The sequence below is a fragment of the Butyrivibrio sp. WCD2001 genome, assembly GCF_000424485.1.
In the GTDB taxonomy this organism is placed as follows: domain Bacteria; phylum Bacillota; class Clostridia; order Lachnospirales; family Lachnospiraceae; genus Butyrivibrio.
Window position 1 is genome coordinate 38,591 of sequence record NZ_AUJZ01000007.1, and the last position, 24,849, is coordinate 63,439.

Genomic DNA, 24,849 nt, shown 5'->3' on the forward strand with positions numbered 1-24,849 from the left:
ACTATAATGACGCATATATCAGCAGATAAATCCCTGTAGGTACTACTGACAGTATAGCCTTGGGAATTATCCTAAAATCTCTCGTATATATAAGAAGAAGCAGCGAAAAGAGTCCTGCCAGACCTGTCCCGAAAACAATACCCATGGAACTCATAATTCCCGCAACCATATTGAGAAGAAAAAGAAGTATCCATGCGCTGTTACGGACCACTCTTAATCCTCCTCCGGTCTCCTCATTCCATAAAAATCCCGGTTTTCTGCAGTCATCAAACATCCACAAAAACAGCCAGATGACAAACGGTAAAACAAAATTTGCCACCATGGATTTTCCCTGCCAGGTTCTCATCATAAGAAATGTCTCAGGAGTGTATATGGAAGTGTTGCCAAACATCGCCATAAGCGAAATAAAAATCATATAAACAGGCAAAATATCCTGCCTTCTTCCCATAAGAATACGTCCAATTTCCAAATAGATGAGATAAGTCATTGGAATTAAAACGAATGGCATTACCACGTGTGAAACAATAGTTGCGTGAATACCACTCATTTTTGCAATAAAAGCTATCCACATCGTAAATACAGCCAAAGCATGCCTGCTACCAAGTGGAGTAGAGATTCCTAAATAGGGATGAATTGTGTTCATGACATCAGCCTGCTGGGCGAGGACTGATTCCACAACGTAATAAGCATCATCACCATCAAAGGGTGCCTTTACAACAGCCATAACAAGCTGGAAAGCTACTAACAGTGCAAAAAGCCCCCAATATATCAGACTCTCTTTGGAATACTGGAACTTCATTACTCTGACATCAGTTCTGGGGCTTATCATTGCCTCCGGCTTCGCTCTCTGATCCCCCGGAAAAAACAAAAAGAAGATATTGGCTCCCTTTGTATAAGCTCTTTGAACATCCCATAGTCTTGCGGCAAATCCCACAACAGCAAGAAAAATTTCCACTCCCGCGTAGACTATACTGCATTTATGAAATGCCCCATATTGTATCTTAAGCATGCACCAGATTGCGATAACCTCAAAAACAGCAAAGGACAGAAGATATCCGCACAAAAAGGTAATGCCTATTGTTTTTTTGGTAAAGGGCAGGATTCTCTGAACTAAAAATCCCATACCCATCGGCACTATAAACAGCCACAATAATAGAGCCAGTGCGGATGTCACCCACATACTCAGTTAACCTCCTCCCTCAGCATAGCTTCAAGGTGTTCTGCAAAAATGTTAATTCCCGTGAGGTTCTCTCCGCCTCTGGGGATAATAAGATCAGCATATTTCTTACTGGGCTCAATAAACTGTTCATGCATAGGCTTAACGGTCTCTGCGTACTGTGTGAGTACCGATGATACGCTTCTTGCACGCTCAATAGTGTCCCTTCTGATTCGGCGCATAAGTCTCTCGTCAGCATCAGTGTCGACAAACACCTTAACATCCATAAGATCCCGCAGTTCCTTGTTCTCGAGGATAAGAATGCCCTCAAGAAGAATTACCGGCTTAGGTACAATATGTATTGTCTGATCTGAGCGGTTATGGATTGCATAATCATAAACCGGGATATCCACTGCTTCGCCGCTTTTGAGCTTTTGAACATCCCTGATAAGAAGCTCGGTATCAAAGGATGACGGGTGGTCATAGTTAAGTCTTGATCTCTCATCATAAGTAAGATCATTATGTGCCTTATAGTATGAATCATGGCTTATAACCACAATGTCATCACCGAATTTCTCTCTTATTCTGTTTACGATGGTGGTCTTTCCGGAAGCTGATCCTCCCGCGATTCCTACGATACATATTTTTTTCATTTTAAAACCTCACTATCTTTTATAACTTAAATAACGGACTCCTTATTCATCAATCTCATAGCTGTGAGAAGACTCGCAGTAGATATGTGAAAGGATTTCGCCGTTCTCATTATCATAGGTCATAATCTGAACATCATCCTTTAAATGCTCATCATCATAGAGAAAATTGGTATCCTCATCCGATGTAAGATACAACAGCCTGAATCTTTTTTCAACAGGAATGTAGGTCATCTCCCCCATAGCTGTCGACATATTCTCAAGCTGCTCATAATCAGCAGCTTCATACACATTACCGGAAGCCCTGTCTATGAGCATGAAATATTGCTGATGATTCCGCGAAGCCTCATATACCTTTTCAGTTCCAGTCAGATTTGAAATCAGATGAACAAACCACGGATCCTGAAGTGCGGGTGAATCCTCGTTTACATATACTATAGCGCTTGTTTTTCCAAGAGTAAGCATATTGAGCTGTGTTGTCAGAAGCCTCTGCCTGATCGATAAGGACCTGACCTCCTTGTTATAGGATTTACCCAGCTTATCCCAGTTCGAATAAGCTTCGTCTCCTCTGTGGTCGATAAGGTCAGCGTTTTCAGAAAGCCACCCTCCGATGTAGTCCGTGACCTTCTTTGCTCCGGTGGAAGATAAATGTCCCGGATCTGCAAGATCTGTCATCGGATCGATGATTCCGTCCATATTCAGCATATTGATGTAAGGAACACCATAGGTTGCAGCAATATCCGCAGCTGAATTGGCAGACTGAATATCCTGAACCTCTGCTGAAAACGGCAGATAGGTAAGAACAATTCCTATACCGTCCCTCTGGCATTCATCTATTATCTTCATAAGATATTCTTCACAGACAGTGTGCTCGGGAAGTCTCTCCTCAGGGTTATACTCAGTCATATCATTGGTATTCCACTCAAGCTCGTGCTTCATCTCAGCACCCATGAGCATATTGTACTCCCCGTCACCGGAAAGTTTCTGGAAATCCTTCTGTTCCAGTTCGCTCCATCTGTTGTGATATACGATAAAATCGAAAAGATACTGATACTGAATCTTTGGATCATGTACAAGGTCCTTCACAGCCGCGATCTTCAGCTTGCTGAGAGGATAAGCATCCATATTCAAATGAAGCTGACTTATAGCCGCCTGCCTGAATTCCTCCGGCGTCTCCTCATACATCTCATCTACATACTCATAATTTCTGTCCATCATAAAGCAGTCAACCACCACATACTTTGGCTTGCAGTAATCGAGCGCTCTTATGAGCTGCCAGTAGCTTTCCTTCAGAAGGCTTCCGTGACCGCCGAGGTTATAAGATGTAATCCCGTAATCCTCATACAGATCAATGGGATTTATGCCGTTTATAACATGAGATGACCCTATGAAAAGAACATCCAGATGATCTTTTTTTGCCTCTTCAAAGAAGCTCTTGTTCTTCATGTAGCTGGTTTTTCTCTCTGTAACAACCATCACAGCAAGCAGAACAGCTGCAAGCAAAACAAGAAAAACCGCTGTTTTTATTACAAGACTTACTTTTCTCTTCATGACATAATCCCTTAAAAGTTTTGATAAATGAATCCGGCGGCATCATAGCCCGGGCCCCAGATTCCACAGGTAACTATCAGAGTAACTGCTGCTATGTATATAAGCCATCTAAGCCATATTCCCTGCGTAGTTATCTTCTCAGCCACCTTTATTCCATGCTTATTTGCGATGTCCACACCTATAAGAAGGCCTATGGACATCAGGAGAAGCAAAACATTTGGTCTGTCCAGACCAAGCTCGTATATTGTCCCCTTGCTGATAAACCATGGTGCCGGCTTCCAGATATGAAGCACCATATAAAGTGCGGAAGCAAAATCCTGAACCCTGAAAAAGATCCAGGCGATGTTCACAAGCATAAATGTGATAAGCGTTTTTAAAAGTCTGTGAGAAAAACTGTTTCTTACCACATTAAAGGTATCACACAGGCGATCCCTAAGCGGTTTAAGTACGTGACCCAGAACCTGATAGATTCCGTGCAAAAGCCCCCAAATAGCAAAGGTATAGGTAGCACCGTGCCACAAACCGCTAAGCACGAAAACAATCAGTATGTTTATATACTTTCTGACAGTTCCCTTTCTGTTTCCTCCAAGAGGAATATACAGATAGTCCTTAAACCAGGAAGAAAGTGAGATATGCCATCTTCTCCAGAATTCCTGAACAGTTGCTGATGTATAGGGCGCATCGAAGTTTTTCATAAGATCAAATCCAAGCACCTTGGCACAGCCTATGGCGATATTGCTGTATCCGCCAAAATCGCAGTAAATCTCGAAGGTATAGAGTATGGATGCTATGAGCGTAGCAGTTCCCGCATACTTAACGGGGTCCGCATAGATGGAAGAGACAAGTATTGCACATCTGTCGGCTATAACCATTTTCATAAAATAGCCCCACATCATCTGCAAAAGTCCGTCTCTCATCCTGTCATAGCTGAAATTCTGGGGAGTTCTGAATTGTCTGAGCATATGTCCCGCTCTCTCGATAGGTCCCGAAGTAACCTGCGGAAAAAATGAGATGAACAGCGACAACAAAAGAAAGTTCTTCTCTGCATACAGATCCCCCCTGTAGACATCAACCAGGTATCCGATTGCCATAAACATGAAAAACGACATACCTGCTGCCGACAGGAAGGTTAATCCCGTATATTTTGACAGAGCAAGAACCAGAAGATTCGCACATATTACAACAGCTAATACAGCTTTTTTCTTTCCGCCCTCAAGCTTTTCTAACAGTCTTCCTCCCACATAGGTGGATACCGATGTGAAAAGAAGCACCGGAAATCCCCTGAGGTCAAGGGATAAATAGAAAGCCCAGCTTATAAGAAAGAGCCAGATATAACGCACTTTCTCGGGTATCAGAAAATAGATAAATGCCATCACGGGCAGAAATATTAAAAACTGTATTGAAATCAGCTGCATTATTTGACCTCATTACTATCATTTTATTTTTTGTCTCTTAAGAGACTGTAGTATTAACGGCCGATACTGTCCTTGTAATACCAGAAATCAAAATTGGTGATCGTAAAGTAAGGAAGATCCTCCACTTCCTTTCCTCGCACCTGCTCAATAAGATGAGCCAAAACGGCTGAATATATCTGTCTGCCCTTCTCGGTATAGTGAAGTCCGTCTGACAGATAATCCTCATAGGTCTCCATCTTAAGATCAAACTTGGACGCATACATTGAATCAAGGTAAGGGAAACCTGCAGAGTTTGCAAAATTACTTGCTGTATTCGCATACTCTTTAAGAGGTCCTATTCCCTTGCTGACAACATTGCTGTCTCCGATAAGCTGTCCGGAACTGTTGTACCATACGCAGTATGAGGGGCTGCAGATAATAAACTTCGCTTTGGGACTTATCTTCTGCAAGGTCTCAACACCCTCAGTAAGCGCACCGTTATAGGTGTGAATATCATTGTTGTTGCCGGGATTAAACAGGTCCTTACCGTTTATATAATCATTTGCTCCGTATTCAATAACATAAAGGTCAACATTTTCCGGTTTAACCTTCTGAAAATCTTCGTACATAGCATATGCACTAAGATAATCGGAAGGGCAAACTCCTGCAAGCGCATAGCAGATACCCACGAAGCAGGAATCGTTAAAGCTTGAAACATCAAGATAATCCTCTCTTCCAAGTGATGCTGAAGTTCCGCCTATCGCAAGGTTATAGAACTTAACATCCTTATCGAGAAGGCAGCAGGTGTATGCGGGAATCTCTGACGCTGTGCCTCTCGCGTTATCAAACTGACTGTCTCCCATGAAAACAATATCATAGTTTTTATCTTCCTCGACCGGAGTTTCTGTCGGGGTTTCTGCCTGCTGCTCGGGCTCCTCTGCAGCAGTCTGGTTTACCGGCTGTACCGGCTCCTCTACAGGAATCTCAGGCTCAACTATTTCTTCCGGAGCATAAGAAACCGCTTCTGTTGACGCATTTGATGCTGCATCGGGTTCTGCGGAAGCTGTATCTGCAGGATTTGCCTCCCCCGCATCGCCTGAACTTTCTTCTACAGATGATGCACTGTCCGCAGCGTCACTTGCAACTATAGATTCTTCCGTACCGGCCATGGAAGCCTGTTCGCCTCCCTCACTATTAGTTTTGGAAGGATCATCACAACCAAAAAGTGACGTACCAAGTATAATGGTAGTCATTAACATCGCTATTTTTCTTTTCATAATATTCCTCCTAATACAAAGCACCTCTCCCAAACCGGGTTCAGGAATTACGCATAAGGCGCTTCTTCTCTGAGTGGAGACTTATAAGTCTCATCTCAAATTCTCTTCTGTGATTTATGGTTAAGTTGTGTAATATCATCCCCGCAAACAATGATAATACCGCTGCGAGCATGACAAATCCGCAGACTATAAGTGTAGGAAACTTGGCAACAAGACCGGTTTCAAGGTATTCAGCAAATATCGGAATGAAAAATACAAGCGATACAACTGCCAGAATCAGTGAAACGATCGAAAAAAATCCCATGGGCTTATAGTCCCTGTAAAGTCGTGCAATTGTCATGAGAACTCTCATGCCATCGGAATATGTATTGAGTTTTGACTCTGATCCCGCAGGTCTGTCGCGGAATTCGATGATATAATTTTCAATCTGCATGTGGTTATTGACCGCATGTATTGTCATCTCGGTCTCAATCTCAAAACCGGTAGATAAAACAGGAAAGGTCTTTGCAAACTCATAGCTAAAAGCCCTGAATCCTGTCATAACATCTCTGATATCGCAATCGAAGAGGCGATTAATGCTTCCTCTTACCAGGCTGTTGCCAAAATTGTGAAAAGGTCTCTTATTCTCTGTAAAATATGTCGATGAAAGTCTGTCTCCGACTACCATATCGGCATTCTTTTCAAGTACAAGGCTGCACATACCCGGAGCGGCATCCATAGGATATGTGTCATCTCCGTCAACCATGACATAGCACTCAGCATCAATCTCGCGAAACATTCTTCTGATTACATTGCCCTTGCCCTGAACATACTCATGGCGAACAACCGCACCGTTTGCCTTGGCTATCTCCGATGTGCGGTCAGTGGAATTATTGTCGTATACATATATCACAGCATCCGGAAGCGCTGCCTTTGAGTCTTTTATTACTTTTTCTATCGTCTGTTCCTCGTTATAACAGGGAATCAGTACTGCGATCTTATCCATTCTTTCTTCACCTTTTTAGTTTTCTAATCCGTAGACATAAATTATATACGGAGATGAAGGATCCTCATAGGTTCCCTCGAGGTAAAGCCCCTTCTCCGAGGCATTGCCTATCTCTATTCTGGAGAAAATGTATTTACAATTAAGCTCCGAAAGAGCCTTCGTGTCTATATAAATATCCGTGTCAGTGACGCCGGTATAGCTCCTTGTAGCCATTACGATAGAATCATCCGTTCCGGAATAAAGATAACAGCGTGCACCCCAATCATCGAAATAGATTCTGGTATTCTCTTTTCTATCAAGCGCCGGGGCTATTACTTTTCGGAACTTCTCTTTATATTCCTGGGAATAAAAGCCAAGATAGCCATCCAGTGTAGATATCCCGTTATACTCAAGCACGGCCGGATGCATTCCGTAGGCAACCGCCCACTGACTTTCATCATAACCGATATCGCCTTTTATTTTATCAAAAAGCCGGCTGGAATAAAACTCTCTGTAGCTTAGCCTGTCTACCTCCTGCCCCGTCTTTATCCTGTATGCTGTGCCGTAGGCGGTGTCATATACATCATTGTAATGCTCTGAACAAAGCAGTATTACAAATACAGCTGCGATCGGTATCACTCTTGCCGCAATCCTGAAAACCACATTCTCTTTTCGTGCCATCCTTATGCATACAACAAACAAAGATGCATACCATATAAACGGGCTAAAGAAAATGGTTCTGTTAAACTGCCACCCTGTCAGCGGCGGGAGTAAAAAAGCTACAAAATTTCTCATTCCCTCGCTGTAATACAGGCCGTATATCAGGCTGTTAAACACAAGAAGAACCGCGAAGAGATTGTAGATATCATGCACCATACCCTTGAAATCCCTGCGAAGAATATATCTCACATTCAGGAAAATGAAGTAGACCGTGCATATCGGAAGAACCAGAAAACGGTGAGCGTCATCCGCGTGCATCATACCGCTTGTAAATACAGCCGCACACTCGCCCATTATCTGTGAAAATCCCATCGAAGCATCCTTCATGGTGCTTCTTATGGTCACTTCATCGGAAAAGAGCATCTCACCGAAAAGCCGGTATTCAAAGGCTACGAACCCAAGAGCAAGGATAACAAGCGCAAGGCAAAGCGGCAGTGAAAGCTTTCTGTCTGCTATCAGTCTCCATATAATTGCCAGTACCAGATATCCCAGAATAAACATTCCGAAATATGAAAAATATGATACTACCGGATACAGGAATAAAAGAATGAAATATTTTACGCAGGCACGGCTAAACCCCAGCCTGTATATTTTTCTCAAAAGATAAATAACCAGAGGTATTGAGGCAAAGGCTATACCAAAGGCCGGGAAAAGATTCAAAATCCCATAAGCAAAAGCACATATCCAGGCGATGTCACCGGGGTTTTCATTTTCCATCATATCCCCTGCAAGAAGCAGACAGGATACAATCGCTATCACTATTTTCAGTAAATATCCGAGAACATATGCGATATATGTGGGAAAGAGCATAAAAAGAACACTGTATAAGTAGAACTCACCTGGAAGGTTGTCTCTGCTTATTCCATTAAGAAATGGGACATTCGCGCCTTGAGCAAAGAATGTCCCTGTGTTTTTCATCATTTTATACTGGGCCACGAACAGGTCCAGATTGTCGGGTATAGCTATGTAGCTGTTCTCTCCTACTATCATAAACATAGCAAAAACAGCTATCATAAAAATGCTGATAAGGCAGATATACCACCTTGTTGCGATTTTAACGGTTATTGAACCCACAATTCCTCCAATCGCTGACTTAGTCTTCCTTTTTGAAAAGGCCCATTCTCTCATGTCCGCCGAGCATATTGGGATCTCTTCCCTCAAGAATAGCCTGAACAATTGTCATTCTGAAGCCTGCATCTATGAAATCGCAGTGCTTACAGAAAGGCTCATTCTGACGTCCCTCGGCAATTTTTCTTCTTACTGCCATGAATTCTTCCGAAGCCCAGCCATCTTTAAGACTTGTAGTCGAAAGATCTGCGTAATTGGTCACTTCATAGTTATCACAACAGCAAAGTCCAAGCTTTCCGTTGGGCATTATCCACATATCCGTGAAGGGAAGAAGACAGGTCTCCTTGATTACCTTCTCGGTTGCCTGCTTATTGGGAGCAGAACCTGCTCTGTTGGTAAGTACTTCTTCAAGATATCTCATCTGAATCTCTATCTCGAGGTCCTTAAACTCATCGGGATTAGCCTTAACGTACTCATAAACCTCTTGAATATTCTTATGAAGCTTGAACTCCATACTGTAGTTATTGATTATGAGCTGATTGATATAAGGCTTAATCTGCTTAACCTTATCAATATTAAGGATAAGTCCGTTCGTACTCATAAAGATGAAGCTGTCCGGAAGTTTCTCTCTTGCATATTTATGACGCTCAACAATCTTGGTATCAAGCCAGGGCTCGTTGTTACCATAGAGTGTAAGATGTCCCTTATAACCCCAGTCTGCGAGCTGATCGATTATGCTCTTGTAGAGATCGTCATCGATTTTGCAAAGAGGTCTCTTCTCAGCATGAACATTGGCAGTACAGAAAGCGCAGGTGGAATTACATCTGTTGATGGTCTCGATGTTAACCACGTTCGGCATCGGTACTTCTTTTGCATTCATGAAATAATCTATATAAGCCTGCTGCTGTTTGTGTCTCGTAGCAAACTGAAGTTTAAGATAAGCTTCGCTGGCAAGCATGGGAAAATGCTTCCTTGCGAACCATCCGAATTTACCCATAAAACTGTTAACCTTGATTGGCATTTTACTTCCTCCAAAATAATAACTACAACAGCGCTTATTATATCATAGGTAGTAATTTTTTCAACATAGCGTTTGACTTAGGGTGCTCATGTTCCCTATAATTAAGGCATTGGGGGATTTTTTCTAATTCTTTCTTGGGAGAAGTTTATGGGGACAGCTAATACGGTATCACTTATTATCTATCTGGGGATGATTGTTTTTGCTCTTTTTCTTCACACCAAAAACAATAAGAACTCTGCCTATCAGGTTTATGTATCAGATGTTATTTTCAATAAAGTATACACTGTCCTTTTGCCCACAGCTATCATTTTGATAGGTGCCGCTTTAAGACTTTACCGGCTTGCAGGCATTCCAGCAGGACTCCATCAGGACGAGGCTTCCATCGGATATGAGGCCTACATTCTCTCTGCCTTCGGACTTGACCGCGACGGCAACCCGTTTCCCATTTATCCCATAACCTATGGCTCAGGCGGCGGCAGCCCCCTTATGATCTACTTAAATGTTATTACCACTAAGCTTTTGGGCAGCAGTGCTCTTTCTCTTCGAATTCTTCCGGCTATCCTGGGAATAGCAACGCTTGTGGTTCTCTTTTTTCTTATCAGAATTCTCAGCAGGGAAACCCTTTTAAGTGAAAAAAGCGCCATACCGTTCCAGCGTGTAACAGGGGAATATTTGTGGCTTCCTCTCGTAAGTGTTGCCATAATGGCACTCGTTCCATGGCATGTAATGCTCTCAAGATGGAGCCTTGACTGTAATACCACGCCTTTCTTTGTCGTTTCTGCGCTCCTGCTATTTACACTCGGAGGGGCAAAAAAAGAACGCGGAACCATATTTTATGCACTTTCCGCAGTCGTTTATTCTCTTTGTCTGTACAGCTACGGGGCTGCAACCTTTGTCATCCCCCTTCACCTTATCATCATGTGCATTATCTGTGTAAAATCAGGAAGAATGACGATGTCTCAGGTAAAACTAGGTGTTGGTATTTTCCTCCTGGTATCCCTGCCTCTCCTTGTATTTTACGCAGTTAATTTCCTTAATCTTCCGGAAATCATTACTCCGATTTTTTCAATCACAAAGTTTACTGCGAAAAGGTCGATATTTGCTTCCGGAGCCGGTTTGTTTCCTGCTATTTTCGTTAATTTCATCACCATGATAAAAAATATGACTCTCGGTAATTCTTCCGAGCAAATACTAAGCTATATACCCGGATTTCCTCCGCTTCTGGCTTTTACTTTTCCAATGACAATTCTCGGAATAGTTATCAGCTTTATTCGTGCCAAGGGCGGTTCTTTTATGGACCTGATAATGAACAGCCTTTTTTATCCCTCATTTATCTTCGGTCTTTTCGTGGAAGAAGATATAACCCGGATGGTGCTAATCTTTATCCCGCTTGTTTTTTTCCTGGCTCGCGGTTTTGTATTTGTTGTGGATGAATTTGTCACTGTACAGAAAAGCTCCTACAAAAAACATATCAAGGCTCTGGCAGTAGCCGCAAAAGCCCTGCCTCCGGCTCTTTTCTTCATCGGTGCATTTTTGTTTGCACAGGTTTATTTCACAGATTATAACAACCTTAGTGCGGAAGCTTTTATGCCCGGCTACGGAGAAGCCTGCGCATATGCAGAGGATATTATTTCAAAGGAGGGCACGATTTTCTCAACCTATGAGCATGTTTCGGCGCCTTTCATGATTGCCCTTTATTACACAAAAACACCGCCGGAAGATTTCCTTCAGACGGTGCACTATAAAGATCCTCTTGCTGAATTCAGAATTGCCGATTCCTTCACCCATTTCAGATTCGGTCTCCCTGATGATATGAATGACAACCTTGCATTATATCTTGCGGAGGGCAGTGTTTTTATTCTTCATAAAACTCAGCTGCCGACTCTTGAAGAAATCCCCGGATATGATGCGGAAAGCATGGGCATTAAGGCTTTTGGTAACTTCTGTGTTATCTCCGCTTCGTCAAACCTGAAATAAAGGATATCGTATTTTTTATCCCATACGCTCCGAAAGGAAGAAGCGTTAGATAATACCTGATAATATATCTGGATGACCCCTCCCATATCTCATGGAACAGCATCCCACCGAAAACAAACAGTATCAGAAGAGCCTGAGGTAAATCAAGGCTCTTTTTTCGTATGGTCGCAAAGCAATAGATGCACACACCGAAATATACCAGAAAATGAGCTACATCCATTACTGCCTGAAAAATCTTAGACCAGGTGCCATAAACAAGAGAATGGGCAAACGCTGACTTCGACTCTGAATGTCTCATGGACAGCTCATAATTTCTAAGAGAAATATGTGTGGGATCCGCCCACTGGGTAAGGAGCTTTCTTACATAGAATTTAACTGCATGTAGAGGTCTTTCCCTGAATTCGGAGAGTCTTTCATCTATTGCTGCCTTAGCCTTTTCTCCGGTGAGTTCGGGGTCATAGTCAGCTTCAGCGTAGGTATTCCAGTTAAATCCGTTATACCATCCCCACTCTCCTTCTCCCTCCTGCATCGCCATGGCAAAATAGGTTGAACTGGGAACGCCATCAGGATATTCAGAAAGTCCGGCCTTTTTCGCATATACATTTCCTATAAGCTTCAGCGGACAAAGAGCCATGACCACAAGAAGAATGATAAAAGCAGCGCTCATGACGCATCTTCCCCTGAACTTATCAGCCTTAGTCAGAGCACCCTGAAGCAGATCTGCCACAAGGAGAATAGCCATCGCAATAAGCGCTATATAAAGATTTGTTTTTAAAAGGCACCCAAACCCCAGAAACAATGCCGCAAACAGTTCATCCTTTATCTCATGCTTTTTCAGATAACATATCTCAAAGTACAATGCCAGAATTCCGGGTGCTACTGACCAGATGTCGTTGTATACATAAGTGACATAAGAATACAGGAAAAACATCAGAAGCGATAAAAGATCAAGCACCTCGCAGATTCCATCATCTTCGAAAAGTTCACGGGTTATTTTGTGTAAAAAAATAACGCTCACTAGTATCGCCGCCAGATTGATTATCTGAAACACAAGATAATTACTTGGTCCGAAGACGTCAGCTAATATCTGCCCGATCGCCACGTAACCAATCTGAAACGGATACACAAACATGTAGCCGCCCTTTTCAAGGCTGCTGTAATCCCCGGCATTGAATGCGTTTATTATTTTATCCAGAGTAAGGCCGTCCGTTACCGCCACCGCATCCGAAGTAAAAATGATCACAAGGCACAAAAGTGCTTCTGCGATAAGAACGATCGAAAAAAGAACTTTTTTATGCGTTTTGGTAAGGAAATAAGCTGCCAAAAGAAACAAAGCAGCGCCTACTATCAGAATCAGATAATTCTGTGCGCCAAATCTCGGAAGGTCCGCTCCCTGATCAGTGTCGTAATATATAGTGGTAACGGAGCTCGCTGCAAGAATTAGCAGACAAAGCGCAGTAAACGGCACAAAAAATACCATTGCAAGTTTTCTTAAAGCCTTATGCACGATGACCTCCAATTCTCTTTATAAGGTCAAATGCCACTATGGCATAAACAACGATCTGAACTGCAGATATTACTGTAATCGGTAATGTTTCCTGCTTGAACAAAACCATAATATATACAAGCGTGGAATTGAGATTCATCAGTGCGGCAGCCCACAGCTTTTGTCTCTCCAATGTAAGACAAATCGCAGTCATCAGAAGTACAACGGCATAATCGTATCTTTCGTGCATTCCCGGCAGGAACATACAGCAGGTCCATGCCATGAAAACACCGAAATATAGAACATTTTGCTTCTTTCCAAGAAATTCCGCATGTTTTAGTACGTAAACAGCCATAACTCCAAGAACCACTACAGCCATAATAACAGCGGGGAGCGTTAATATCTCATCGAAATTATCAAGTCCGAAGTTATAGAAATTGGGATAATAGGACACCATACCGTATCCTTCAGTCGAAACCTCCTGAGTCTGAGAAAGGTAGGCAAGATAAGTTGCTTTAAGCCCTCTCCTGCAGAGAACGCAGGGAAGTCCCAATATCAAATACATAACAGGTATCCAGAAGAACTCCAGAATACTGTATTTTTTCTTTGAAAAATAGAGCACCATAAAAAGCGGCACAAAGAAGATTGCCTGAAGTTTAAATCCAAAGGAAAGCGCAAGAAAAATAAAAGCTGTCCTGTAATTATCCTTCAAAAGATAATACAGCGATATAACAAGGAATACTACGTAGATGGCATCGCACTGCTTCCACAGAGCCCCGTTCCAGACAACAAAGGGCAAAAACAGCGTAAGCACCGCGCCAAAGGAAGCCTGTAAGGGAACTTTATCTTCTGTAATTCCCCTCTCCGCCAGGATAAGGATAAGAATTTTCCGTACAAAAAAGGCACTTACAAACTCTGCGATCATTGAGAAAACAGCCAGTGGAATATAGGGCTCACAGGGAAAAAGCGAGCAGATAGCATACATGACGTTATAAGGCACATAGTAATCACCTATATCCTTGGACAGTCCGCCAAAAAAGCCATACTCTCTGTATGCCTGAACCCAGGGAAGGTAGTAACTCTCGTAATCCGGAGAGAGTGTTGTTTCCGGTATCATTTTTACTCTTATCAAAACTGCCAGAAGCAATAAAACGCAGAGTGCAAGCTTATCGAGATTATCGTTAACAAAAGCAATAAGCCACCTGTCAAATCCCGTCACCCCGGCCTTTATTTCCTTTTTATTGCCATTATCTCTTGCGTTTGTACTCAAGAAAACCTCCCAGTGCATTGAAAATCATTGTTTCAATGTAACTTTGTTTTTATGATAATATTCTGCGACAGCTTTGTTAAGCCAGTCTTTTTCATCTTCCGTTATGTCCGAAAAGAAAAGGAGCGTGGGATGAACCGAGTAAGGTGAAATCTCTGCGTCCTTAATTTTTCCATCTTTTAAAACCGTGAGCCTATCGTTAAACTCAGCCTTGTAGGTCGCTGCATCATGCGATGCGATATCTCTGACTGCAGCCGTCCCGGTATATAGATTTATCTCAGGCTTTAACGCAATAGCAGATGCCGCGATAAATCCTGCACCGACAAAAACTATAACCTTTGAAGCGTGTTCTCCAAGAAAGGCATCCTGAAGAAGGTCTCCGGGTTTTCTCTTTGATAAGGCATCGTCATCAAGGAGTTTTGCAGGTTTAATCACATATCTAATCCATCCACAGATATATCCGATGATCAATATCAGCAGGAGCATCCCCTGCATATAGAAAAGCGCCTGAATTCTTCCGGCCTCTATACTTCCCGTTGCATAGATTGGTGGTGTAATTTCTGCCGCTGTCAGCAAGAAGCAGAATGAAGCAAAAAGAACAGGATGATCAAATCCATAAAACCGCTTGATTCTTCCCGTTGCCTTCCACAGAAGGGGTATAAGAAGTGCCAGAAGTACAATCACCGGCCAGGTAAGCCATTTTCCAAGCATCGCATCAAATGTGTAGTAGATTGCCATAAGAATTGCTTTTATGGGATTATACGCAGCTGCAGAAGATCTCTTAGCATTTCCCGGTGCTATCATTGCCAGGATCAGCCCTATTAGCATGCATATAGCAGGAGAAACAACTCTTCTGAATCCGGAAAATCGCTCCGCAATACGTACCACAAGCTTTTTCCTGTATTCAATCTGCTTCTCCAGCGAAGCCTTTCCAGAACACATCGATACCACTGATATTATTAAAATACATACTGATATTATTCCGAGGCTCAGTGAAGTCATATAGTTGGCTCCGCCAAGCAAAAAACCAAGGATAGATAAAAGGACAATCTTGTAGCTCTTATAATACTCGGCATTTGCGATTTTCATAAGAAATCCCAGCCACAAAAGCCCAAGACCAAACATAAAAAGATAGTTTATCGCACCACTGTACCAGAAAAGGCTCTCCACTCTGCTCATTCCGGCAGGCATGCACTGTATCAGAATAAAATAGATAACACCGGTTATGCATCCGGTGAGGTGCTTTTCCACTCTGAGAACATTGTGCAAAAGCTGCCGAAGGAAATAGCAAAGCCCTACGGTAAACATCAAAAGAACAATCCATGTTCCGAGAAAATAAAGCTTCTCTCCGAATACATGAGGTGCCAGAGCCGTGAGCGCATCACTGAAATACACTCCGGTCCAATTCAGGTAATACCATACTCCCATATATACAGCTTCAAATACCGCCGCAAAAATGCCGCCGGAGACAAAGGCTTCATGGACTTCATAGGCCATACTGAAATCGTCTGCAGAAGGCACATTATAAAGCGAAACAAAAAGTATGGGGAGAACGGCTATAACATTTATCAAAAACAGAATAATTCTAAGGCTTTTTACCTTTATATTCTTTTTCATGTATCGGCTCCGGTTTACTCAAAGGAATTTATGCAGTCTATTACATAGGTCTGTTCTTCATCAGTCATCCCGGCATAAATGGGAAGCGAAAGAACTTCATTGGCATAGCTTTCCGTTATGGGAAGAGCACCTTCCCTTATTCCCAGGTATGAATACGCTTCCGAAAGATGCGGCGGAATGGGATAATGAATAATGGTTGTTATGTTATTATCCTTCAGATATTCCATGAATTCATCCCTGCGATCCTTAATTCTGATCACATACTGATGCCATACGCTGGTGGCTCCGTCTGCCACCTGAGGCTTAATAACAAGGGGATTGGTAATACCCTCAGCATATTTCCGAGAGATTTGATAGCGTTCGTTATTTATCTCTTCTATATACTTGAGTCTGACCCTTAAGAGTCCCGCCTGCATTTCATCCAGTCTTGAATTGGCACCAACCACCATATTGTGGTAGCGCTTCTCACTGCCGTAATTGCGGTAGATTTTCATGAGTCTTGCAAGTTCCGGATCATTTGTAGTGATAGCCCCGGCATCTCCGAAGGCACCCATGTTTTTGGACGGGTAAAATGAAAAGCATCCGATATCTCCGAAGCTTCCCGTCATCTTACCATCAAAAAGAGCTCCGTGGGACTGCGCGCAGTCCTCTACAAGTCTCAAATTGTACTTTTTGCAAAGAGCAGTAATCTTGTCCATTTTCGCAGCCTGTCCGTAGAGATGAACCACAAGAATAGCCTTGGTTTTGTCAGTTATCTTCTCTTCGATCTTAGAGACATCTATCTGATAATACTCATCAGGTTCAACAAAAACGGGTGTTGCGTTATTAATGGTTATTCCCATAACGCTTGCTATGTATGTATTCCCCTGAACAATAACTTCGTCGCCCTCGCCGATTCCCAGCACCTTAAACGCCAGCCAAAGTGCATCAAGGCCACTGGCAAGGCCCACGCTGTACTTTGTCCCGACATAGGAAGCAAATTCCTCCTCAAAGCTCTCCACTTCCTTGCCGAGAATATACCAGCCCGAGCGAAGAACCTCCAGAGCCTTTGCCTCATATTCATCCTGATGTCTTAAGAAGCCGCGATCCATACGGCTTTGCATTATATTATCCATTTAGTTGTCTCTTCTTTTTACGTATCCTGCATACCAGTCAACAAAACGGTGGATACCTTCCTTAAGGGGCATGTCGGGTTTGAAATCGAAGTCGTTCATGAGGTCGTCTACATCAGCAAAAGTAGCTTCCACATCTCCTGCTTGCATTGGAAGAAGCTCTCTATGAGCCTCAAAATCAAAGTCCTTTGGTAGGAGGTCATGTGCAACAAGTTCCTGCTGAAGATAATCCACGAAGTCCATGAGGTTTTCGGGATTGTGGTTACCGATATTGTATACTTTGTAGCGGTTGCCCTTTTCATCCTCATCGGGTTTGTGCTGCATTACATTCACAACGCCTGTTACGATATCATCGACATAGGTGAAGTCACGTCTGCAGTTACCATAGTTGAAGATCTGAATTGTATCGCCTCTGAGGAGCTTATCCGCAAAGAGGAAAAGTGCCATATCAGGTCTTCCCATGGGACCGTATACAGTAAAGAAACGAAGGCCTGTAGTAGCCATGTCATAGAGATTACTGTAGGAATATGCAAAGAGCTCATTGGATTTCTTGGTAGCAGCGTAAAGTGACAGCGGATGATCCACCTGATCCTTGGTGCTGAACGGAAGCTTTGTGTTTCCGCCGTATACGCTTGAACTTGATGCATAAACAAGATGCTCAACCTTGGGGTTGGAGTGTCTGCATGCTTCAAGAATGTTGTAGAAGCCGATAACATTTGCTTCGATATAAGCACCGGGATTCTCGATTGAATATCTGACTCCGGCCTGAGCAGCAAGGTTTACAACAACTGCAGGCTTATACTTTGCAAATACCTCATCCACAGCTGCTTTGTCAGCAATATCGCCCTTTACAAAAATGAAGTCTTCATATTTTGAAAGCTTCTCAAGTCTCTCTTCCTTAAGACGAACATCGTAGTAATCATTAACATTGTCGTATCCGACAACCTTTATATCTTTAAATTCATCAAGTAGTCTTGCGGCAAGATGAGAGCCGATAAATCCGGCAGCACCTGTGATAAGAACTGTTTTGCCATCTAACTTAACATTTTTTTCTTTCATTACTAAAAACTCTCCTTAAAATGATATAATAACATGATAGTGAAAAAAGTCCCGGAGGTCAATTTATGGGCAGAACAAAGCTTGCTGCCAAAAACATAACATTCGGATACGTAGGACAGCTGGCAACAGCGCTAATGTCCTTCATTCTGCGTACCATTTTCATTCATCGACTGGCCGAGACTCTTCTTGGTGTCAATGCACTCTATAGCAATATCCTATCACTTTTGTCAATGGCTGAGCTCGGCATAGGGACCGCTCTTAATTTCAGCCTGTATGCTCCCGTTGCCAAAAAGGACATAGAGAAGGTAAAGTCCTACATGCAGATGTACCGCAAGGCATATCACACTATAGCCATTGTAGTGGCTGTGATCGGTCTTTCGCTCACACCTTTTCTTAAGTATCTCACCAAAAATCCCGGAGATATCACGCCCCGCGACCTTACATTATATTATCTCATCTTTCTGTTTAATACGGTAAGCACTTACTTTGTATCCTATAAGTACAGCCTTGTTAATGCCGAGCAGAAAAACTACATACAGACCAATATTATTACTATAACGAAGATAATTACCGTATTTTTCCAGATAATTGTCCTCCTTGTTATTCCGAATTTCTACCTGTACCTGCTGACCGATGCTGCTGTTCAGCTTATCCAGAAGATATTCGTCAACAGCTATTTGAATAAACTCTATCCATATCTTGCAGATAAGGACGTAACTCCCCTCTCCAGGGATGAACACGATGAAGTATGGAAAAAGACCAAAGCTCTCGTTATGCACAAGGTGGGCGATGTAGCAAGACTTCAGACTGATACTCTGATAATTTCTTCTTTCATTGAAGTCAAAGTGGCAGGTTATGTCGACAATTACACAATGGTAATAAGTACCATCTCCAATTTCGTCAACATAATTTTCAACTCGGTTATTTCCGGATTCGGCAACCTGATCGCCACTGAATCAAAGGAGAAACAATACAAAACCTTTAAGGTTTATCGCTTCTTTGCATCCTGGGTTTACGGTTTTTCAGCCTGCGGCTTTTTTATAATGATTCAGCCCCTTATATATCTGTGGATCGTAAGGAACAAGGGGCCGGAATGGATGCTCAGCTCCATTGCCGTTTATTTTCTTTTGACAGACTACTATTTCAAAGGCGACAGAATTGTTCTTTCAAATTATAAGACAGCTGCCGGTGTTTTCGAGCAGGACAAGTACCTTGCTCTGATTCAGGGCTTTGTAAATCTTGTAATATCCATAGTGCTTGTTCAAAAGATTGGTCTTACGGGTATATATGTCGGAACAGTCGTATCGGGACTTATAGCCAATATTACGAAGCCTATTATTATTTACCGCGTATGCTTTGATAAAAGTTCACTGTCCTACTTTATGGACAGCCTGAAGTATATACTGACAGAAGTCTCGATTATTGCGGTCCTTTATCTTTTGAGCACAGTTGTTCTTAAAAACATAACCATCCTGTCTTTTGCTCTTATGATAATTATCGTTACCGTAGTATTTAATGGTGTATTTTGGATCATCTATCACAAGACCGAGGAATATGAATATCTAAAAGGCATAGTATTGAGAAAGCTGGGGAAGGCATGAATAAGGAAACATTTGAACAGATAATCAAAGTAACCGAAAATGATTTGAAAAATATAAATAATTACTCGGCAAAGGACGCTTTAAAAGATGCCGCAAAAAAGGCACTAAAAAGAGCCACTACCAACAGAGATCCCATGTTCTGGCCCGCAGGGCTTTTGCTGCTCGGCTTGTCCGAGGCTGCTTTTTCTCCGTCCGGGAATGCTTCATCTCTTATTGACAAGGCATCCAGAGATGAAATTGCTCAATGCATAGGCTCCTACCTGGATAAATGGATAAAAGACGGTGAAGAAGTATCCTTTGTTGACGACTCTCTCGCCGGTCTAGCTCTTATCAGCATCTATGAAAATACCGGCGAAAGGCGTTACCATCACGGGGCTGTGAAAATAGCCAATTATCTGGCTCAGTGTCCCAAAAACAGCGAAGAAAGCATCATCTACAATCCCTCAAAAGGAAATGACCTTATATATGCGGATGGTGCAGGGCAGAGTGCAATGTATCTCTCCCGCTATGCCTCAGTTTTTCATAAAAAAAATGCCATGGCTCTGGCAGCAAAACAACTCCTGAATTTTCACGAAAAAGGACTTGATGCAAGATCCGGTCTTCCCTATCACGCATTCTCTCTGGAAAAGGATATGAAGCATGGAATCATCGGGTGGGGCAGAGCTGTAGGCTGGCTTATGATGGGATATTCCGAGCTGCTTGCCGGTCTTGAACGCGAATACAACGAAGGAAACGATACCTCGGGAGAATCCCTCTTAAAGAACACTGCCGACAAGATCATGTCACAATATTATACCCTCATGAAAACTGTCATCTCCTACCAGAGACCCGACGGAGGATTTTCCTGGCTTCTTCCCGCAACAGAGGGCGAACCCGATACCTCCGCTACAGCCATGATAGCTTATTCCATGGCAGTCTGGATGAGGAGCGGCGCTTTTCACGCTCACGCCAAGGATCTTGCTGAGGACGTAAAAAAAGCCGTTTCCGGCGCAGGAGATTTTCTCCTTGCAAAAACCGATAACGGCTCTGTATTACATGCTCTTAGCGGCTGTGAGGACATCGCTGTTCACAGGCAGATCTACGATCATTTCCCCTGGGGTCAGGGAAGCACACTAGCTCTTCTTAGCATAATATAACTACACTATAGCGGGCGGGAGCTCATCAGTAGCAGTCAGATAGAACTGCTCCACTCTTATTCCTGCCGAAAGCGCAAAGTATCTAAGCGTATGCCTTCCGCCTCGCAGTTTTACATCCATTAGAGGAACCCATCTCCAGATATTCTCTGCAGAAAAACGCCAGATGGACTGTCCGCTGTATAAGTCTCTCTCGGAATAAATCTTATCATCCACGCCTATCGTGAAATGTGACTTTTCCTCATCCCACATGAGAAACTTTCCCCATATCCTATAGGTACCGCCTCTGGTTTCAATATTGTAATGAAGAGATGGCGCCTTTTTAATTGCGCTCGTTCCTCCCCAGCTTGTGCCATGATAGCCTTCAAGTGCTTTTTCATCCCTGATATACATGGCAAGTCCGCTCTCTCCGTGCGAAGGAGCATTACAATAATCCCATCCGCCCTCAGTGTAAGCGGCCTTAGACTGTGCCAGGGCTGCAGCTGCTTCAATGAATATTCTTCCGTCCTTTTCAACTGCTGTGTGTTCACCCGTAGCCACTATCTCACCTGCGGCAACAGGAGCTCCGTAATGGGAGAGGAATTCCATATGTTCACCCATTTCAAGGCAGTTGCCCTTCTGCTTTCTGAAAGCATAATAGACCGGTCGTGGCGGAAGCTCGTAGGCCTCTTTTCCATAGAAATCCCAGCAGAAACCCGCGGCATCAAAACTAAGCGGCAACCTCAAATCTCCGCCTCTTATACCAAGCGTGTTCTCCTGTCTTTCTCTTGTATAGATAACAAATCTCGAGAAGGAAAAATATCTGTCTACCGCATGGAAAATAATTCTGTGCGATCCGGGTTTTATATTCGGAAGACGCAGATAAAGCTTATCTACGTTATTTCTGACATTATTTTTCCACTCTCCCTTAAATTCATCATTAGCTCTGGATTCAATAACTTCCACAGGGTTTTCATCCACGGAAACTCCGATTCTGATTCTTCCTTTGGAATTGAGCGACGGGAATCTATGAAGTTCGAGCAGGAATGCGCCTTCACTGGTGACAGTTACTTCATAGGTAAGGGTAGCGCCTTCTGTCCTAGCCTCAACCAGCGATCCTCTCTGTCTTCCAAGATTTGGAATTCTGACCCATGCTCCCGAGAGGTCGCGAACCATATCGGCCTCTATTCTAAGCATTCCGTCATCCTCCATGTGAGGCGGAAATACAATATTCCCCTGGCCGAGAAGTGTTATTCCCCTGAAAAGCTTGGCCTCCACGGGTATAACATGATTCTCTCCTGTCATCAGAGCCATTACATGGATTTCATCCTTAATGGAAACTACAGCATCGTCAGGCTTCACCTCGCCCTTCTTGGTCATCTGTTCTATCATGTCGGAGACCGTGGTCCAGTCAACCTCCAGAAGAAGTCTCTCTTCTCCGCTGATTCTGATATCACCGTGTCCATCAAAACCGACTATACTCTCGTCTGTTACTTTGAGCCATGAGGGGAGATCAACCGTCACTACGATCTCGTTTTCTCCCGAGTTTGCTATTTCAAACCATTTTTCAACCGGCTTTACAAAGGTCAGCGAATTCTCTTCATTCTGACAAGTGACAATCAGATGATCCTCAGACTTTTTAATCGGCGGTTTGCATGCGGGATGCATCGCAGTCCTCGGCGGCGGGAAGTCCTCCGGAGTCATAACCCCGTCCCATTTTCCGTCTGACATTACGTGATTGTAGTAATAAAGCATGCTCCTTCGCGCATGATCAAAGGCCAGTGATCTTGTGGTATAGTCCGAAGCACTGTGGGTTTTGCCCTGTCTTATACACAGGTTGCTTCTGTCCGCATAATAATACATTGCATAGGTATAATATGCGGCATGTATTTTCATCAGTATCAACTGGAAAAAAGCATCCTTTTCGTTATCGGGAAGAGAATGATATATTCTGTTTCCGGTTTTAAACATATACTCATAGCGGTGAATACGGCTAACTGCCTCATCCGTATAAGCTGTCTGCGAGAAAGCGTCCACATCCATCTGTTCTACTTTACGCACGTTCGTCAGCTGATCAAACTCAACCAGCATCGGCGCTAGCTTTTTACCATGATGTCCGCTGAAGGTTTCATCAATCCACTTTGCGAGGAATTCCACCTCATCCGCACAGATGGTATCCCCTTTTCCTATATCCCATGCAAGCTGGGCATAATAAGTCATCTGCTGCTCAAGCGGCTTTATCGCACCAAAATTTGTAACCCAGAGCTTTCTTATTCCCTCTTCGTATGCCTTCTTAAGCTCATTTCTGGTCTGTGAAAGCGGGATTGAACACAGGAAAAGATATGATGCTCCCGGCGGCGCCCAGTACGAATTGTGGTAATAAAGTCCGTTACCACCGGAGCGACGCTTTTCATTTTCGTTGGGATATCTTCTTACATGTCCGTAATTGTCGTTCACCCATATAAGTGTAAAATCGTCCGGAATTTTAAGCCCGTTATCATACAGCTCAAGCACCTCTTTATAAGGCACAAAGATCTTCATGGGCGTATACTCGAGAGTGCTGTCCAGAATTTTTTCCTGAGCATCTATTACATCCTCAAGAAGTTCTATCTTGGCACTTCGAAGTTCATCCCCTTTAAGTCCAGCAAGTGCCACCGGCTCAAACTCAGTATCATGAACGCCTCTCATACCGAGAGTATAGGTAACCTCATAATCCTTGTTCTGCTCAACCGCTTCCTGCCAGTATTCTATTATTGCATCCCTGCTCTTTTCGGAAGCAGTGAAATCGTAGGGCATGCCACTATAACCCTTCTTCTCAAGCCAGGGCCTCCACTCCTTGTTATTGCTGCGCATAAGCATATCGCAGTGGGAAGTACCTATAACTATTCCCATCTTATCAGCAAGCTTTGCGTTTTCGGGATTTGCATTAAAAGCATTTACATGCATTGCAGGCCAGAGGTAATTCATCTTAAGGCGCAGCATCAGTTCAAAGATCTTTTCGTAGGTCCTTATCCCTATAGTAGTTTCGCCAAGATATCTCTGAGCCCAGTGATCAAGCTCTTCTTCGTCATTTATAAATATCCCTCGATATTCTATGCTCGGATGATCCGAAACATGATAATCGTCGGGGAGATTAATTTCGGTCTTGGGATGAATCGGCACATCCGCCATAAAGTACCAGGGCGAAACCCCCAGCACAGATCTGCAAAATTCATATATGCCAAAAACGGTTCCCCTTCTGTCGGAACCGGCAATTATCAGCCTTCCTCGCCTATCACGGATAACATATGCCTCTTTTCTTCTTCTGCCATGTGCGCTGAAAAGACCGACAAGATCCTCTTCCTCGAAGTCTTCACACACGCCAACAGTACCCACCAGAATATGCTGTGAGTCAGGGTCATGGACTTCCGTATTAATTTGTAACACCCTTTTGAAGTCGCGGATCAGATTTGACACCGCAATTTTGACTGCTTCAGATTCGCGCTCACTGATCGTCACCACGACCGATGAGTACTGCCTGATAGTTATCCCCATAACTGTTTACACTCCGTTTCGGTCCGCGCCTAGTCACCCCTTAGACATCGGCACCCCCCATGAACCTCTAGTTGATGTATTAACAGACACTCAAAAAATCAAATAAAAATGAGATTTTGTGATACTACATAATTGTATCAAGTTTTAATCATTTTGTGTTATAGCACATTGACGAATATTTCTACATAAATTGTCTAATTTGACGGATAATTAAAACTAATATAGAGAAAACGTAATTATTCACTTGTTTTAATCAAATATTTATAGCAAAATAAGGATAGTC

General features: G+C 43.1%; 17 protein-coding genes. 3 read left to right on the top strand and 14 right to left on the bottom strand.

The features are described from left to right. Position 1: 1 nt before the first annotated feature. The 8 genes from G630_RS0107985 to G630_RS0108020 are packed head-to-tail and all read right to left on the bottom strand — an operon-like array spanning position 2 to position 9,801. On the bottom strand, positions 2-1,180 hold the full coding sequence (locus tag G630_RS0107985; RefSeq protein WP_026498271.1) for a DUF6077 domain-containing protein: 1,179 nt from the start codon (positions 1,178-1,180) through the stop codon (positions 2-4). A gap of 2 nt (positions 1,181-1,182) precedes the next feature. Then, complete coding sequence (gene udk / locus G630_RS0107990) at positions 1,183-1,809, bottom strand: uridine kinase (protein ID WP_022760252.1); 627 nt, start codon at positions 1,807-1,809, stop codon at positions 1,183-1,185. Positions 1,810-1,851: 42 nt separating this feature from the next. After that, the gene (locus G630_RS0107995; RefSeq protein WP_026498272.1) at positions 1,852-3,357 is read right to left on the bottom strand and encodes a hypothetical protein; all 1,506 of its coding nucleotides are present in this window, start codon (positions 3,355-3,357) and stop codon (positions 1,852-1,854) included. Positions 3,358-3,368: 11 nt separating this feature from the next. Further along, entirely contained in the window at positions 3,369-4,772 is a 1,404-nt protein-coding gene (locus G630_RS0108000; RefSeq protein ID WP_026498273.1) for an MBOAT family O-acyltransferase, read from the bottom strand. Between the two features lie 53 nt (positions 4,773-4,825). Beyond that, positions 4,826-6,028, bottom strand: a complete 1,203-nt coding sequence (locus G630_RS0108005) for an SGNH/GDSL hydrolase family protein (protein WP_026498274.1) — start codon at positions 6,026-6,028, stop codon at positions 4,826-4,828. Positions 6,029-6,068: 40 nt separating this feature from the next. Then, on the bottom strand, positions 6,069-7,013 hold the full coding sequence (locus tag G630_RS0108010) for a glycosyltransferase family 2 protein (RefSeq protein WP_022760256.1): 945 nt from the start codon (positions 7,011-7,013) through the stop codon (positions 6,069-6,071). A 15-nt stretch (positions 7,014-7,028) separates the two neighbouring features. After that, positions 7,029-8,840: a DUF6044 family protein gene (locus tag G630_RS0108015; RefSeq protein ID WP_022760257.1), complete on the bottom strand. Its 1,812-nt coding sequence runs from the start codon at positions 8,838-8,840 to the stop codon at positions 7,029-7,031. Continuing rightward, a complete protein-coding gene (locus tag G630_RS0108020) occupies positions 8,806-9,801 on the bottom strand; it encodes a radical SAM/SPASM domain-containing protein (protein WP_026498275.1) in 996 nt (331 codons plus the stop codon). The genes G630_RS0108015 and G630_RS0108020 overlap by 35 nt, the downstream gene beginning before the upstream one ends. A 147-nt stretch (positions 9,802-9,948) precedes the next feature. Here G630_RS0108020 and G630_RS0108025 point away from each other — a divergent pair, with 147 nt between their 5' ends. After that, positions 9,949-11,778, top strand: coding sequence for an ArnT family glycosyltransferase (locus G630_RS0108025; protein WP_026498276.1), 1,830 nt, complete (start codon positions 9,949-9,951; stop codon positions 11,776-11,778). Here the strand turns inward: G630_RS0108025 and G630_RS0108030 are convergent. Genes G630_RS0108030 through G630_RS0108050 form a run of 5 tightly spaced genes read right to left on the bottom strand, consistent with a single transcriptional unit; the run spans position 11,750 to position 18,319 of the window. Further along, the gene (locus tag G630_RS0108030) at positions 11,750-13,285 is read right to left on the bottom strand and encodes a glycosyltransferase family 39 protein (protein ID WP_026498277.1); all 1,536 of its coding nucleotides are present in this window, start codon (positions 13,283-13,285) and stop codon (positions 11,750-11,752) included. The genes G630_RS0108025 and G630_RS0108030 overlap by 29 nt on opposite strands. After that, entirely contained in the window at positions 13,278-14,534 is a 1,257-nt protein-coding gene (locus tag G630_RS0108035) for a hypothetical protein (protein ID WP_026498278.1), read from the bottom strand. Before G630_RS0108035 ends, G630_RS0108030 begins: the two co-directional genes overlap by 8 nt. A gap of 24 nt (positions 14,535-14,558) precedes the next feature. Further along, entirely contained in the window at positions 14,559-16,148 is a 1,590-nt protein-coding gene (locus tag G630_RS0108040; protein ID WP_026498279.1) for a DUF6056 family protein, read from the bottom strand. 14 nt (positions 16,149-16,162) lie between these two features. Further along, the gene (locus G630_RS0108045; RefSeq protein ID WP_026498280.1) at positions 16,163-17,263 is read right to left on the bottom strand and encodes a DegT/DnrJ/EryC1/StrS family aminotransferase; all 1,101 of its coding nucleotides are present in this window, start codon (positions 17,261-17,263) and stop codon (positions 16,163-16,165) included. Continuing rightward, positions 17,264-18,319 (bottom strand): NAD-dependent epimerase/dehydratase family protein, encoded by a 1,056-nt coding sequence (locus G630_RS0108050; protein WP_026498281.1) that lies wholly within the window; start codon positions 18,317-18,319, stop codon positions 17,264-17,266. It abuts the gene before it with no gap. 65 nt (positions 18,320-18,384) lie between these two features. Here G630_RS0108050 and G630_RS0108055 point away from each other — a divergent pair, with 65 nt between their 5' ends. Together G630_RS0108055 and G630_RS0108060 are read left to right on the top strand one after the other, a co-directional pair. Beyond that, a complete protein-coding gene (locus tag G630_RS0108055) occupies positions 18,385-19,920 on the top strand; it encodes a lipopolysaccharide biosynthesis protein (protein ID WP_026498282.1) in 1,536 nt (511 codons plus the stop codon). Continuing rightward, entirely contained in the window at positions 19,917-21,056 is a 1,140-nt protein-coding gene (locus tag G630_RS0108060) for a glycoside hydrolase family 88 protein (protein WP_026498283.1), read from the top strand. The genes G630_RS0108055 and G630_RS0108060 overlap by 4 nt, the downstream gene beginning before the upstream one ends. Here G630_RS0108060 and G630_RS0108065 read toward each other — a convergent pair whose 3' ends face one another. Beyond that, positions 21,057-24,566 carry a glycosyl hydrolase 115 family protein gene (locus G630_RS0108065; protein ID WP_026498284.1) on the bottom strand — a complete coding sequence of 1,170 codons (3,510 nt, stop codon included), beginning with the start codon at positions 24,564-24,566 and terminating at the stop codon, positions 21,057-21,059. It lies immediately after the preceding gene. Positions 24,567-24,849: the final 283 nt, after the last annotated feature.